Genomic DNA, 14,803 nt, shown 5'->3' with positions numbered 1-14,803 from the left:
AACCACCATCGGAAAGGCGACAAAGAACTTCGAAGCACAATGTCGCACCCCGCCATTGCCCTGTTGCTCTTCCCGCCTCCGAGAGCGATAAGGGCCGCAGGGTCCAAGGAGGCGGACGATGAGCGGCGAGACCATTACCCTTTATGAAGCGATCGGCGGCGACGCGACCGTCAGGGCGCTCACCCGGCGCTTTTATGAGCTGATGGACACGCTGCCGGAAGCGGCGCGTTGCCGTGCCATCCACCCGGCCGATCTTTCCGGCAGCGAGGCGAAGTTCTACGACTATCTGACGGGATATCTTGGCGGACCGCCCGTCTATGTCGAAAAACACGGCCATCCGATGCTGCGGCGGCGCCATTTCGTTGCCCCCATCGGCCCCGCCGAGCGCGACGAATGGCTGCTGTGCTTCCGCCGCGCCATGGACGAGACCATCGAGAATGCGAAGCTGCGTGAGATCATCTGGGCACCGGTGGAACGCCTGGCCTTTCACATGCAGAACCAGGAGGCGGATAATCCATGACCCACGAGAGACTGCGCGCCTTCATTCTGCTGCTGGGCGGCCTGCTGGGAGCTGCGGGCGTGATGCTGGCCGCCGCCGCCACGCATACGGGTGAGACCTATATGCTCGGTAATGCCTCGGCCATGGCGCTGGCGCATGCGCCGGTGCTGGTGGCACTCCATATCGGCGCGGACCGCATCAGGACCGCCATTCCGGCGGGCCTGATCCTCGGCCTCGGTACGGCGGTGTTTGTCGGCGATCTGGTCACGCGGCATTTTTCCGGCCACAGCCTGTTCCCCTTCGCCGCGCCCACGGGCGGTCTCGGCATGATTGGCGGATGGCTGGTGCTCTGCGCCGGAGCGTTTTTGAAGCCGAAGGGCTGATCCGGCCTTAACGGCGAATCCACCCAAAAGGCAGGATGTTGCGCCCTCTTTCCGCCGCCTCGCCAAGTTCGAAGGGCGGCGTTTCGCCCGGCTGGCGGGTACGCAGGTAAGGAAAGGTCACGACATTGCCGCCGATCCTGGCGGCACGGTTGCGCCTTTCGCGTTCACCGACGATTTCATAGAGTTCCGTCAGGGCCGGATCGGCCGCCTGCCCGGCCATCTTGTGTAGTTCGACGCAGCAGGCCTCGGCCGCCGGCTCTTCACCCTTAAAATTATTGCGCTCGTCGCTCATCGTTCGAGGTCCGTTCATTCATCGTCTGCAGCGCCCGCTCCAGACTGGATTTGCTGCCATTGCGCAGCGGAATGAATGCCTTGCCGAATTTCTTGCAACCCGACTTCACCCGCAGACACGCATCGTGGCTGATACAGTCGATCGGGCAGAAAACGCAGTCGACGGAGGGAAGAACGGTATCGATGCGGGAGACGGCCTCACGCAGGCCACCATCGTGATGGATAAGCTCGGCGCCGAAATTGCTGGCGATCTGGCGAAGATGGGCAACCTGGCAGTCACGGCCACCGACATAAAGAAAGCTTTTCGGCCCGGAAAGCTGCTGTTCGGCCACGTCCTTTTCAGTTTGTGGCGCGCCCTTGCCCTGCTTGCCGCCGCGTTCGGCCTTCTTCTTTTCCTTGCGTGCCATTCCCTCACCTGCCGGTTGATTTTTCAATGCCCCGATAAGCGGGATGCCGGCACCATAATAAAGATGAGTTTTGGAGTAAAGTATAAAGGTGATAATTTTCCTCATGTTTCTGCAGAAAGAATCAATCACCCATTCGTGAGAACGCTTGCGCTCAGCCGCTTATCCGCAATCCGCCCATGAAAAGCTGCTCCAGATGCCGGGCCGCATCCTCAAAACGACCATCGCCGCCGTTCTTTTCGCCCAGCACCGCCCGCACCTGCACATCGAAATCCGCATAATGCTGGGTGGTCGACCAGATCGAAAAAATAAGATGGTAAGGATCGCATTTGGCGATCCGCCCGGCCTTGATCCAGGCGCGGATGACTTCCACTTTTTCATCCACCAGTTGCTTCAGTGGGCCTTTCAGCTCGTCCTCGATATGCGGCGCGCCCTGCAGGATTTCATTGGCGAAGAGGCGGCTTTCCCGCGGAAAATCCCGCGACATTTCCAGTTTGCGGCGAATATAGGAGCGGATCTCGCTTTCGGGATTGCCCTCGGCGTCAAAAGCCCTGAGCGGGTCGAGCCAGGTATCCAGCACCCGCTCGATCAGCGCGCGATGCATCGCCTCCTTGGTGCGGAAATAATAAAGCACGTTCGGTTTCGACATGCCGGCCGCCTCGGCAATCTGGTCGATGGTGGAACCGCGAAAGCCGTTTATGGAAAAAACACTGAGCGCAGCCTCCAGGATAGCTTCCTGCTTTTCTTCCTGGATACGGGTCCGCTTCTGTGTTTTCGCTGCTCGCGGTATGGCCATTCTCTGCTCTCTGTTTTTTTTCGGTGCAATTGCCGCTACAGTATGCTTAAAAAATAATCGTCGCGCACAGTTTAGGCAAAATTAGTGCGATTCGTCACGAAATTCCCTTGCTGACATCACTGCGAATTTGCAATGTTTACCAGCCGGTCAATTTATCCCCCATCGCCATCTTTAGGCAATGGCTGTTATCTTAACCGGCAAAAAAGGGAACGGCACAAGCTTTGCTTCGATAAAAACAAAACAGGTGAGGACGACACTTCATGGCGGCGGGTAAGAACTTGACGGTCAATGGCGACCGTCTGTGGGACAGTTTGATGGACATGGCGAAGATCGGCCCCGGCATTGCCGGCGGCAATAATCGCCGTACGCTGACGGATGAGGATGCGGAGGGCCGTCGCCTGTTCCAGCGCTGGTGCGAGGCGGCGGGCCTGACCATGGGCGTCGACCGCATGGGCACGATGTTCGCCACCCGCCCCGGCGAAGACCCGGATGCGCTTCCCGTCTATATCGGCAGCCATCTCGATACCCAGCCGACCGGCGGCAAGTTCGATGGCGTGCTTGGCGTGCTGGCGGGGCTGGAGGTGGTGCGCAGCCTGAACGACCTCAACATCAGGACAAAACACCCGATCGTCATCACCAACTGGTCGAACGAGGAAGGCGCGCGATTTGCGCCCGCCATGCTGGCTTCGGGCGTCTTCGCCGGCATTCACGATCTCGATTATGCCTATAGCCGCACCGATACCGACGGCAAGACCTATGGCGAAGAATTGAAACGCATCGGCTGGCTGGGCGAAGAAGAGGTCGGCGCGCGCAGGATGCACGCCTATTTCGAATATCACATCGAACAGGGGCCGATCCTCGAGGCGCAGGGCAAGCAGATCGGCGTCGTCACCCATTGCCAGGGCCTGTGGTGGCTGGAAGTGACGCTGACCGGCAAGGAGGCCCATACCGGCTCGACACCGATGGCCATGCGCGTCAATGCCGGCCTGGCCGCCGCCCGCATTCTCGAAAAGGTGCAGGAAGTGGCCATGGCCCACCAGCCGGGCGCCGTCGCCGGCGTCGGCCAGATGATCTTCACACCCAATTCCCGCAACGTGCTACCCGGCAAGGTGGTCTTCACCATCGATCTCCGTACGCCGTCTCAGGCGAAACTCGACAGCATGCGCGCCATCTTCGAGCGCGAGGTGCCTCGTATCGCCGAAGAACTCGGCGTCGGTTGCAGCGTCGAAGCCATCGGCCATTTCGACCCCGTCACCTTCGATCCCGTGCTGGTGGGCCGCGTGCGCTCTGCCGCCGAAAGACTGGGCTACAGCCACATGGACATCATCTCCGGCGCCGGCCACGATGCCTGCTGGACGGCAAGGGTCGCCCCCTCCACCATGATCTTCTGCCCCTGCGTGGACGGGCTTTCCCACAATGAAGCGGAAGAGATTTCGCAGGAATGGGCGGCCGCCGGCTGCGATGTGCTGCTGCATGCGGTGCTTGAGACTGCGGAGATCGTCGAATGACCGCCACCATCATCAAAAACGGCACCATCGTCACCGCCGACCTCACCTACAAGGCCGATGTGAAGATCGAAGGCGGCAGGATCACCGAGATCGGGCCTGACCTGACAGGCGGCACGCTGCTCGATGCGACCGGATGTTATGTCATGCCGGGCGGCATCGATCCGCATGTGCATCTGGAAATGCCCTTCATGGGCACCTATTCCGCCGATGATTTCGAGAGCGGCACGCGGGCGGCCCTTGCCGGCGGCACGACCATGGTGGTGGATTTCTGCCTGCCGGAGCCCGGCCAGTCGCTGCTTGAGGCTCTCACCCGGTGGGACAACAAGGCGACGCGCGCCAATTGCGACTATTCTTTCCACATGGCCGTCACCTGGTGGGGCGAACAGGTCTTCGATGAGATGAAGACGGTGGTTCAGCAGAAAGGCATCAACTCCTTCAAACACTTCATGGCCTATAAAGGCGCGCTGATGGTGAATGACGATGAGATGTTCGCCTCCTTCTCGCGCTGCGCCGAACTGGGCGCCATTCCCTTCGTGCATGCGGAAAACGGCGATATCGTCGCGCAGATGCAGGAAAAGCTGATGGCGGAGGGAAACGTCGGGCCTGAGGCGCATGCCTATTCCCGGCCGCCTTCCGTGGAAGGCGAAGCCACCAACCGCGCCATCATCATCGCCGATATGGCGGGCGCCCCGCTTTATGTCGTCCACACCTCCTGTGAGCAGGCCCACGAAGCAATCCGCCGCGCCCGCCAGAACGGCATGCGGGTTTATGGCGAGCCGCTGATCCAGCACCTGATCCTCGATGAAAGCGAATATGCCAATGCCGACTGGGATCACGCCGCCCGCCGGGTGATGTCGCCTCCCTTCCGCAACCGGCAGCATCAGGACAGCCTCTGGGCCGGCCTCGCCTCCGGCTCGCTGCAATGCGTGGCGACCGACCATTGTGCCTTCACCACCGAGCAGAAACGCTTCGGCCTTGGCGATTTCCGAAAGATTCCAAACGGCACCGGCGGGCTCGAAGACCGCATGCCGCTGCTCTGGACCCATGGCGTAACGACCGGCCGACTGACGATGAACGAATTCGTCGCCGTCACTTCCACCAACATCGCCAAGATCCTCAACATCTATCCGAGAAAAGGCGCGATCCTCGTCGGCAGCGATGCCGATATCGTCGTCTGGGATCCGGCGCTTACAAAGACCATCAGCGCGGCCAACCAGCAATCGGCCATCGATTACAACGTGTTCGAAGGGCGAAAGGTCAAGGGCCTGCCACGCTACACCCTGTCGCGTGGCCTCGTCAGCATCGAGGAGGCCACCATCGAAACGCAGGAAGGCCACGGCCGGTTCGTGGCCCGCGATCCTTACCCCGCCGTCAGCCGGGCGCTTTCCACGTGGAAAGAACTGGTTTCGCCGCGCAAGGTGGAGCGCAGCGGCATCCCGGCATCGGGTGTGTGAGCCATGAGCAGCAAGCCGAAACGGGAAATCGTCATCGCCGCCGCCATTCTCCTCAACGAGCGCCGGCAGATGCTTGTCGTGCGCAAGCGCGGCACCACGCAATTCATGCAGCCGGGTGGCAAGATCGATCCGGGCGAAACGCCAGAACAGGCACTTCACCGCGAGCTTGCCGAGGAAATCGGCCTGACGCTGCCCGAAAATGCCACGCGTTACGAGGGCATATTTCGCGAGGAAGCCGCCAATGAGACCGGCGCCGAAGTCGTCGCCCATGCCTTCATCGCCAGGCTTGATGCCGATGTCTCCCCACAGGCGGAAATCGAGGAAGTGCGCTGGCTCGACCTCGACAGCCACCCCGGCGTGACGATCGCCAGACTGACGGAAACCCAGATGCTGCCGCTTGCGCGCGCAGCACTTTCGGAAAGCGACAATCAGCCAAGATGAACCAGGCCCCTTCCTATTCCGTCGTTTCCGCCAGAAAACTGGGCCTCACCTTCGAAACGGGGGATGGCCCGGTCCATGCATTGTCGAATGTCGACCTGGAGGTCGGCAAGGGCGATTTCGTCTCCTTCATCGGCCCTTCCGGCTGCGGCAAGACCACCTTCCTGCGGGTCATCGCCGATCTTGAAAAACACACATCCGGCGAGATCACCGTCAACGGCACGACGCCTGAAAACGCCCGCAGGGACCGCTCCTACGGTTATGTCTTTCAGGCCGCCGCCCTTTATCCCTGGCGCAGCATCGAAAAGAACATCGCCCTGCCGCTCGAAATCATGGGTTACAGCAAGGCCGAACAGCGCGAACGCATCGACCGCACGCTCGACCTCGTCAACCTCACCGGCTTCGGTAGGAAATATCCCTGGCAGCTTTCCGGCGGCATGCAGCAACGCGCCTCCATCGCCCGCGCACTCGCCTTCGATGCCGACCTGCTTTTGATGGACGAGCCCTTCGGCGCGCTGGATGAGATCGTTCGCGATCATCTGAACGAACAGTTGCTGAAACTCTGGGACACGACCGGCAAGACCATCTGCTTCGTTACCCATTCCATTCCGGAGGCGGTCTATCTCTCGACGAAAATCGTCGTCATGTCGCCGCGACCGGGGAGAGTGACGGATGTGATCGAGTCCACATTACCACGGGAAAGGCCGCTGGAGATTCGCGAGACGCCGGAGTTTCTGGCGATTGCGCATCGGGTGCGTGAGGGGTTGAAGGCGGGGCATGGCTATGAGGGGTGAGGTCGGCGCCAGCATTACCCCCCTCTGCCCTGCCGGGCATCTCCCCCTCAAGGGGGGAGATCGACTCGTGGCTGGGTCTCGCCCATCTCACCGTTTGCGAATGAAGCGGTGGTCGCACCGCTTGCCGATCTCCCCCCTTGAGGGGGAGATGTCCGGCAGGACAGAGGGGGGTAAACCGCACCCTCGGAGTGAGCGTAAACCCCACCCAAGGAGGACGCCGCAATGACCCTCCTCCGCCACCGCATCCTCCCCATCCTCACCGTCCTCCTTGCCATCCTCATCCTCTGGCACCTCGCCGTCATCTATCTCAACATACCCTTCGCCCGCGACCAGGCCACCCGCGCCGGCCAGACGCCGGGTTTCTTCGAACTCCTGCCGCAAACCTTCGCCCAGGAACGCCCGGTCCTCCCCGCCCCGCACCAGATCGCCGCCGAACTCTGGGACACGACGGTCAACAAGGCCATCACCTCCAAGCGCAGCCTGATCTACCACGCCGGCATCACGCTTTCGGCCACCCTGCTCGGTTTTGCCATCGGCGCGGTCCTCGGCATCCTGCTTGCCGTTGCCATCATCCATAATCGCGCCATGGACCGCTCCGTCATGCCGTGGATCATCGCCAGCCAGACGATCCCCATCCTCGCCATCGCGCCGATGATTATCGTCGTCCTGAACTCCATCGGCATTTCCGGGCTTCTGCCCAAGGCGCTGATCTCCACCTATCTCTCCTTCTTCCCGATCGTCGTCGGCATGGTGAAGGGCCTCAGGAGCCCAGAAACCCTCCAGCTCGACCTGATGCACACCTATAATGCCTCACCGGGCCAGATTTTCTGGAAGCTGCGCTGGCCCTCGGCGCTGCCCTATCTCTTCACCTCGCTGAAGATCGCCATTGCCATCGCGCTGGTCGGCGCCATCGTCGGCGAATTGCCGACGGGGGCCGTCGCCGGGCTCGGCGCGCGGCTTCTCTCCGGGTCCTATTATGGCCAGACGGTGCAGATATGGGCGGCGCTGTTCATGGCTGCCGGTGTTGCGGCGCTCCTGGTCGCGATCATCGGCATCGCCCACGCCGCGGTGCTGAAAAGAATGGGAGCACGGCCATGACGAACCCCTTCTGGTTTATCGGCGCGATCCTGTTCTGGCTTGCCGCCTGGGCCTTCAACGAATGGCTGGTGCGGCGCAACTTCACCTCCTCCTCGGGAAAGCGCATCAGCCGCATCGCCGTGCCGCTCCTCTTCGGCCTTGCCATTCTGGTGCTCTGGGAGGGTGTGGTGCGTGGTTTTTCCGTGCCGCCCATCCTCTTGCCAGCGCCCAGCGCCATCCTCGCCCGCCTTCTCGGCTCGTTGCCGATCCTCTGGGCCGATTTCCGCCAGACTTTCATCAAATCGGTGCTGACCGGTTATGTGCTCGGCTGCGGCCTCGGTTTCCTCGTCGCCATCCTCATCGATCGCTCGCCCTTCCTCCAACGCGGGCTCCTGCCCATCGGCAACTTCGTCTCCGCTCTGCCGGTGGTCGGCATCGCCCCCATCATGGTCATGTGGTTCGGTTTCGACTGGCAGTCGAAAGTCGCCGTTGTCGTCATCATGACCTTCTTTCCCATGCTGGTGAACACGGTGCAGGGCCTTGCCGCTTCCAGCCACATGGAACGCGACCTGATGCGCACCTATGCCGCCGGCTGGTGGCAGACATTGGTGAAGCTGCGCCTGCCCGCCGCGTGGCCTTTCATCTTCAACGCGCTGAAGATCAATTCCACGCTGGCGCTGATCGGCGCCATCGTCGCGGAGTTTTTCGGCACACCCATCGTCGGCATGGGTTTCCGCATCTCGGCGGAAATGGGCCGCAGCAATGTCGACATGGTCTGGGCCGAGATCGCGGTCGCCGCGCTCGCAGGCTCCGGCTTTTATGGTCTCGTGGCGCTCGCAGAGCGGGCCGTCACCTTCTGGCATCCGTCCGTCCGTGGGGGACGAACGTAAATAACGAAAAAGGGAACAGCGATGAAAATGAAACTTGCATCCATGCTTCTTGCCGGCGCGTCACTCCTGACCGCATTCGGGGCTCAGGCCGCCGACAAGATCACCCTGCAGCTGAAATGGGTGACCCAGGCGCAATTCGCCGGTTATTACGTCGCCAAGGACAAGGGCTTTTACGAAGCCGAAGGTCTCGATGTCGATATCAAGCCCGGTGGCCCGGACATCGCCCCCGCACAGGTTCTGGCCGGCGGCGGCGCGGATGTGATCGTCGACTGGATGCCGTCCGCTCTCGCCACCCGCGAAAAGGGCGTGCCGCTCGTCAACATCGCCCAGCCGTTCAAGGCCTCCGGCATGATGCTGACCTGCCTCAAGGAAACCGGTGTCACCAAGCCCGATGATTTCAAGGGCAAGACGCTGGGCGTCTGGTTCTTCGGCAATGAATATCCGTTCCTGTCGTGGATGGCGCACTTAAAAATCCCGACCACCGGTGGTGCGGATGGCGTCACGGTTTTGAAACAGGGCTTCAACGTCGATCCGCTGCTGCAAAAGCAGGCCGCCTGCATTTCCACCATGACCTATAATGAATATTGGCAGGTTATCGATGCCGGCCTCAAACCGGAGGAACTCGTCACCTTCAAATATGAGGATGAGGGCGTGGCGACGCTGGAGGACGGGCTTTACGTTCTCGAAGACAAGCTCAAGGACGCCAAGTTCAAGGAAGACATGGTCAAATTCGTCCGCGCTTCGATGAAGGGCTGGAAATGGGCGGAAGAAAACCCTGACGATGCCGCCGATATCGTTCTTGAAAACGACGCCTCGGGCGCCCAGACCGAAAAGCACCAGAAGCGCATGATGGGCGAAGTGGCGAAACTCACCGCCGGCTCAAAGGGCGCGCTCGACAAGGCGGATTACGAACGCACGGTGAAAACGCTGCTCGGCGGCGGTTCCGATCCGGTCATCACCAAGGAGCCAGCAGGGGCCTACACCACGGAAATCACCGACGCGGCGCTGAAATAGGTCGCGGCAGGCAAGCGAAGACGCGGGAATATCCGCACGCCGTCACCCCGGACCTGATCCGGGGTCCAGCGCGATCAAGTCCTTGATCGCAGGAAAGTCCTTTCACGGCGCAGACGCGCCGTGGCTGGATGCCGGATCAAGTCCGGCATGACGAGGGTATTTTTCGCGCCCGTGACTCAAGCGCCGTTAGGTTGTATTGGTAACCCCTCCAGCGAATTACAACATCTGCGCCTATACAAAAATGTATATCAACCATAGCGGCTATGCGGATTGATTTGTACCGCAACAAGAATTACAGTCCCGCCCACAAGACTGCCAAATTTGATCTTGTAAAAAAAGCACGGGGCAAAGGTGCTTAAGATTCGCGTTGAGGGGCGCTTGAATCGGGAGGATCGAAAAGGAAGTATTGTGATCCCTTGTTTCACATTCGCCATCGCATGACCTTTTGAGATACGGCCCCGAGCCGCAGGACATGTGAGCGGATATTGCGCGAGCCAAGACACATGCAGCATAAAGTCACGTTTAACCGCTTCGTTTTCCTGCTTCTTTCCGCAACGGCGCTCCCCCTTTCCGCAGCAGCCGAGGGAGAGGCGCCGGTAAAACAGCAGAACCTGCCCTCGATCATCGTCGCGCATGCCGCAAAACGTGATCTCGTGGACCGCATCATCGCCACCGGCACCATCCGCCCGGTCGATGAAATCTATGTCCAGCCGCTGGTTGACGGCCTGTCGATCGACACGCTGAATGCCGATATCGGCGACAGGGTGGAAGCGAATGCGGTTCTGGCCGTGCTTTCCTCCGACAGCCTCGTGCTGCAGAAAAGCCAGCTTGAGGCCAACAAGGCCAAGGCGGAAGCTTCCGTCACCCAGTCAAAGGCGCAGGTGCTTGAAGCGCAGGCCAATCTGGCTGACGCCCTTCGCCAGCGCGACCGCGCCGCCAAGCTCGGCCAGAGCGGTTCAGGTTCCGTCTCCGAGACGGAAAAGACCGAGGCAGCCGCTCAAGTTGCGCAGGCCCGCCTCGATGCGGCCAAACAGGCCGTTTCCGCCGGCGAGGCCGACATCAAGGTGGTTGATGCGCAGATTGCCGACGTCGACCTGAAGCTGACACGCACCGGCGTGAAAACCCCTGTCGCCGGCATCGTTTCGGCCAAGAATGCCAAGGTCGGCGCGATTGCCAGCGGCGCCGGCAACCCGCTTTTCACCGTCATCAAGGACGGCGCGATCGAACTCGTCGCCGATCTGTCCGAGACCGACATCCAGAAGGTGAAGGTCGGCCAGAAAGCCTATTTGACGGTTGCCGGCGGAGCTGAGAAAATAGTGGGCAAGGTGCGCCTCGTTTCGCCCACCGTCGATCCGACGACACGCCTCGGTTCCGTGCATGTGGTGCTGCCCGAAAACAGCCCGGCGCGATCCGGCATGTATGCCAGCGCGGCCATCATCGTCGAAGAGACGAATGCACTCGCTTTGCCGCTGTCGGCCGTCACCTCCGGGCGTGAAGGCTCGACCACCCGCAAGGTGGAAGGCGACGTCGTCAAGCAGGTGAAGATCGAGACCGGCATAGAAGACAGTGGTTTCATCGAGATTGTCAGCGGTCTTGCCGCTGGAGACAAGGTTGTCGAGAAGGCTGGAGCATTCGTGCGTGATGGTGACCGGATAAGACCGGTGGAAGCCCAGACGGCTGCGTCCAACTGACTGAGGGAATGAAATGAACTTTTCCGCATGGTCAATCCGTAACCCGATTGCGCCGCTGCTCGGCTTCGCGCTTTTGATTATCCTCGGCATGCAGGCGTTCAACACCCTGCCGATCACCCGTTTTCCGAACATCGACGTTCCCGTCGTGGCCGTCACCGTGACCCAGAGCGGCGCTTCGCCCTCCGAGCTGGAAATGCAGGTGACGAAGGAGATCGAGGATGCCGTCGCCGCCATCAGCGGCGTCGACGAAATCCAGTCCACCGTGGTCGACGGCCAGTCGACGACGACGGTCGTCTTCCGCATCGAAAAGCCGACGGAAGAGGCGGTTCAGGACACCAAGGACGCCATCGACAAGATCCGCAGCGATCTGCCCGCCGATATCGAAGTGCCGGTCGTCAGCAAGATCGACGTCGAGGGACAGGCGATCCAGACCTTTGCCGTCTCCTCGCCGAACATGACGCTGGAAGAACTGTCCTGGTTCGTGGATGACACGATAAAGCGTTCGCTGCAGGGCCAGTCCGGCATCGGCAAGGTCGACCGTTATGGCGGCGCCGACCGCGAGGTGCGCGTGTCGCTGAGCCCCGAAAAGCTCGACGCCTATGGCATAACCGCCACCGAAGTGAACAGCCAGCTGCGCGGCACCAATATCGACCTCGGTTCCGGCCGCGGCCAGGTGGGCGGCAACGAGCAGACGATCCGCACGCTCGGCGACACACGCGATGTGAGCCAGCTTGCCAACACCACGATCGCGCTTTCCAACGGCCGTTTCGTCAAGCTTTCCGAACTCGGCACGGTCACCGACACCTATCAGGAACAGAAGTCCTTCTCGCGGTTCAACGGCAACCCCGCCGTCACCTTCGCGGTCTTCCGCTCCAAGGGTGCGAGCGAGGTCTCGGTCGCCGAAACCGTGGCGGCGAGCCTCGAACAGGTGCGCAAGGCCCATCCTGATGTCTCGATAGAGATGGTCGATGACGCGGTCTATTTCACCTATGGCAACTACAAGGCGGCGCTCGACACGCTGATCGAAGGCGCGATCCTCGCCGTCATCGTGGTCCTGCTCTTCCTGCGCAACTGGCGCGCAACCCTGATTGCCGCAGTTGCCCTGCCGCTCTCCGCGATCCCGACCTTCTGGATCATGGATATCATGGGCTTCTCGCTCAACCTCGTCAGCTTCCTCGCGTTGACCCTCGCCACGGGTATTCTCGTGGATGACGCCATCGTGGAAATCGAGAACATTGCCCGCCACATCAAGATGGGCAAGACGCCCTATCGCGCGGCACTGGAAGCAGCGGACGAAATCGGCCTCGCCGTCATCGCCACCAGCTTCACCATCATCGCCGTCTTCGTGCCGGTGTCCTTCATGCCCGGCATTCCGGGCCAGTACTTCATCCAGTTCGGTCTCACCGTCGCCTTCTCGGTGTTCTTCTCGCTGGCAGTGGCCCGCCTCATCACGCCGCTGATGGCGGCCTATCTGATGCGCGCCGAAGACGCGATGGACGACCACCACGACAATGACAGCCGGCTGATGAAGGCCTATACGCGCATGGTCACCGCCACCACCCGCAAGTGGTGGGCTCGGTATCTGACGCTGCTCGGCGCCATCGGCTTCCTCGTCGCCTCCGTCATGCTTCTGGCCCAGGTGCCGGGCAGCTTCCTGCCGCCGGATGATGCCTCACGCGTCACGCTTTCGGTGGAACTGCCGCCCAATGCGACGCTTGACGAAACCGATCGCACGACGACGCAGATCTATCATGCGCTGCGTGACATCAACGGCGTCGAAAGCGTCTTCATCCTCGGCGGCGCCTCGCCCAAGGGCGACCTGGAGCTGCGCCGTGCCACCGTCAACGTCATCCTGCAGCATATCGACCATTCGCTGCTCAAGCTGGTGGTCAACAAGGGTCTCGGCTCCATTCCGCTCATCGGCCAATATCTGCCGAAGGTGGAGGAAAAGGGCCGTACACGTCCGCAATGGGATGTGGAACGGGATATTTTCGCGCAGGTGCGCGGCATTCCGGATGTCCGCATCATCAAGCTCAACGACCGCGCGGAACGCGAGCTCTCCTTCAACTTCCTCTCCACCAACGAGAAGGATCTGAACGACGCCGTCGGCATTCTTGAAAGCCGCCTGCGCGCCTCGCCCATCCTCGCCAACGTCAGCTCGGAAGGTGCTCTGCCCCGTCCCGAACTGCAGATCCGCCCGCGCAAGGATGAAATCGCCCGCCTCGGCATCACGCCGCAGCAGATTTCGCAGACCGTGCGTGTCGCCACCATCGGCGATATCGACGCGCAGCTGACGAAGATCTCGCTGGATGACAGGCAGATCCCGATCCGCGTGCAGGCTTCGCTCGATACCCGCCGCGATCTCGCCACCATCCGCGCTCTGAAGATCAAGACCGCTTCCGGGTCGCTGGTGCCGCTCTACAGCGTCGCCGATATCGACTATTCGGAAGGTCCAAGCTCGATCAAGCGCAACGACCGCAACCGCGTCGTCTCCATCGGCTCCGACGTGCCCTTCGGCACGGCGCTCGATACCTCGACGGCCGAGTTCAAGCGCATCGTGTCGGAAACTGACCTGCCGGCAAGCGTTCGCCTTGCCGAAAGTGGCGACGCCAAGGTGCAGGGCGAAATGCAGCAGGGCTTCGTGAACGCCATGCTGCTTGGCCTGATGCTGGTGCTGGTCGTGCTCATCCTGTTGTTCAAGGATGTCATCCAGCCCTTCACCATCCTGTTCTCGCTGCCGCTTGCCATCGGCGGCGTGGCGGTCGCGCTCATCATCACGCAGAACGCGCTCTCCATGCCCGTTCTCATCGGCATCCTGATGCTGATGGGCATCGTGACCAAGAACGCCATCCTGCTGGTGGATTTCGCCATCGAAATGCGCCGTCACGGCATGGAACGGGTGCATGCCATGGTGGAGGCCGGCCGCAAGCGCGCCCGCCCGATCATCATGACCTCCATCGCCATGTCGGCGGGCATGCTGCCCTCGGCACTCGGCGTCGGCGAAGGCGGTTCCTTCCGCGCGCCGATGGCGATCGCGGTGATCGGCGGCATCATCGTCTCGACGGTTCTGTCGCTGATAGTGGTTCCCGCCTTCTTCCTGATCATGGACGACCTGTCGCGCCTGCTCGCCCACCTCTTCGGCCGCTTCGTCGGCAAGAAGGAAGTGGAGGAGGAGGCTCTCTCCAACGAGAAACTCTCGGAGATCGCCCACGAGAACAGCCTGGCGCTCTCCTCGCTGGAGGCCCGGGTCGCCAGCATGGAAAAGGGCACCGGCGACAAGGCCAGTGACAAGGGCAGCAATATATTGCGACTACCGCCGCTCGCTGCGGAGTGAAAGCTGCAACGCCGGGCCTTGTGCCCGGCGTTTTTATTTTGGCTTGCTTGTGGCACAGCGCCGCCGCTTGTTTCTTCTCCCCGCCGGGGAGAAGGTGGCCCGAAGGGTCGGATGAGGGGCTAGCTCTCCGTATATCTCGAACCTCGCCCCCTCATCCCGCTGCCGCGACCTTCTGCCCCCTCGAGGAGAAGAAACATGCCGCACCCACCCGCTCCATACTTTCCCCTGTG

13 protein-coding genes and 1 pseudogene are annotated in these 14,803 nt (G+C 61.4%); 11 read left to right on the top strand and 3 right to left on the bottom strand.

The genetic code is table 11. The features are described from left to right. Window positions 1-118: 118 nt before the first annotated feature. Together O3S81_RS00955 and O3S81_RS00950 are read left to right on the top strand one after the other, a co-directional pair. Window positions 119-520 carry a globin domain-containing protein gene (locus tag O3S81_RS00955; RefSeq protein WP_269340343.1) on the top strand — a complete coding sequence of 134 codons (402 nt, stop codon included), beginning with the start codon at window positions 119-121 and terminating at the stop codon, window positions 518-520. After that, window positions 517-882 (top strand): DUF423 domain-containing protein, encoded by a 366-nt coding sequence (locus tag O3S81_RS00950; RefSeq protein ID WP_269340342.1) that lies wholly within the window; start codon window positions 517-519, stop codon window positions 880-882. The genes O3S81_RS00955 and O3S81_RS00950 overlap by 4 nt, the downstream gene beginning before the upstream one ends. Before the next feature lie 7 nt (window positions 883-889). On the opposite strand, the gene O3S81_RS00945 is transcribed toward O3S81_RS00950, so the two are convergent. From O3S81_RS00945 to O3S81_RS00935, 3 genes and pseudogenes are all read right to left on the bottom strand, one after another. Then, complete coding sequence (locus tag O3S81_RS00945; protein WP_269340341.1) at window positions 890-1,174, bottom strand: hypothetical protein; 285 nt, start codon at window positions 1,172-1,174, stop codon at window positions 890-892. Beyond that, window positions 1,155-1,478, bottom strand: a pseudogene (locus O3S81_RS00940) (DUF2325 domain-containing protein); the annotation flags it as partial. The pseudogene O3S81_RS00940 and the gene O3S81_RS00945, both read right to left, overlap by 20 nt. 253 nt (window positions 1,479-1,731) lie before the next feature. Further along, complete coding sequence (locus O3S81_RS00935; RefSeq protein WP_269340337.1) at window positions 1,732-2,373, bottom strand: TetR family transcriptional regulator C-terminal domain-containing protein; 642 nt, start codon at window positions 2,371-2,373, stop codon at window positions 1,732-1,734. Between the two features lie 260 nt (window positions 2,374-2,633). On the opposite strand from O3S81_RS00935, the gene O3S81_RS00930 reads away from it, so the two are divergent. The 9 genes from O3S81_RS00930 to O3S81_RS00890 all read left to right on the top strand — a co-directional run bounded on the left by O3S81_RS00930 (window position 2,634) and on the right by O3S81_RS00890 (window position 14,573). Beyond that, the gene (locus O3S81_RS00930) at window positions 2,634-3,881 is read left to right on the top strand and encodes a Zn-dependent hydrolase (protein ID WP_269340336.1); all 1,248 of its coding nucleotides are present in this window, start codon (window positions 2,634-2,636) and stop codon (window positions 3,879-3,881) included. Further along, on the top strand, window positions 3,878-5,335 hold the full coding sequence (hydA, locus tag O3S81_RS00925; protein WP_269340335.1) for a dihydropyrimidinase: 1,458 nt from the start codon (window positions 3,878-3,880) through the stop codon (window positions 5,333-5,335). The genes O3S81_RS00930 and hydA overlap by 4 nt, the downstream gene beginning before the upstream one ends. 3 nt (window positions 5,336-5,338) lie before the next feature. Beyond that, window positions 5,339-5,776 carry an NUDIX hydrolase gene (locus O3S81_RS00920; protein ID WP_269340333.1) on the top strand — a complete coding sequence of 146 codons (438 nt, stop codon included), beginning with the start codon at window positions 5,339-5,341 and terminating at the stop codon, window positions 5,774-5,776. Next, window positions 5,773-6,567: an ABC transporter ATP-binding protein gene (locus O3S81_RS00915; RefSeq protein ID WP_269340332.1), complete on the top strand. Its 795-nt coding sequence runs from the start codon at window positions 5,773-5,775 to the stop codon at window positions 6,565-6,567. The genes O3S81_RS00920 and O3S81_RS00915 overlap by 4 nt, the downstream gene beginning before the upstream one ends. Before the next feature lie 222 nt (window positions 6,568-6,789). Then, window positions 6,790-7,665, top strand: coding sequence for an ABC transporter permease (locus O3S81_RS00910; protein WP_269340331.1), 876 nt, complete (start codon window positions 6,790-6,792; stop codon window positions 7,663-7,665). Then, window positions 7,662-8,534 (top strand): ABC transporter permease, encoded by an 873-nt coding sequence (locus tag O3S81_RS00905; protein ID WP_269340330.1) that lies wholly within the window; start codon window positions 7,662-7,664, stop codon window positions 8,532-8,534. The genes O3S81_RS00910 and O3S81_RS00905 overlap by 4 nt, the downstream gene beginning before the upstream one ends. A 21-nt stretch (window positions 8,535-8,555) precedes the next feature. Beyond that, a complete protein-coding gene (locus O3S81_RS00900; RefSeq protein ID WP_269340329.1) occupies window positions 8,556-9,548 on the top strand; it encodes an ABC transporter substrate-binding protein in 993 nt (330 codons plus the stop codon). A gap of 503 nt (window positions 9,549-10,051) precedes the next feature. Then, window positions 10,052-11,239 carry an efflux RND transporter periplasmic adaptor subunit gene (locus O3S81_RS00895; RefSeq protein WP_269340328.1) on the top strand — a complete coding sequence of 396 codons (1,188 nt, stop codon included), beginning with the start codon at window positions 10,052-10,054 and terminating at the stop codon, window positions 11,237-11,239. Window positions 11,240-11,252: 13 nt separating this feature from the next. Then, window positions 11,253-14,573: an efflux RND transporter permease subunit gene (locus tag O3S81_RS00890; protein ID WP_269340327.1), complete on the top strand. Its 3,321-nt coding sequence runs from the start codon at window positions 11,253-11,255 to the stop codon at window positions 14,571-14,573. Window positions 14,574-14,803 lie beyond the last annotated feature (230 nt).

The sequence above is a fragment of the Agrobacterium sp. SOY23 genome, from assembly GCF_027212525.1.
Classification (GTDB): Bacteria; Pseudomonadota; Alphaproteobacteria; order Rhizobiales; family Rhizobiaceae; genus Agrobacterium; species Agrobacterium tumefaciens_I.
Note: the sequence above shows the minus strand (reverse complement) of the source record. Positions and strands in the feature narration are given on the sequence as shown.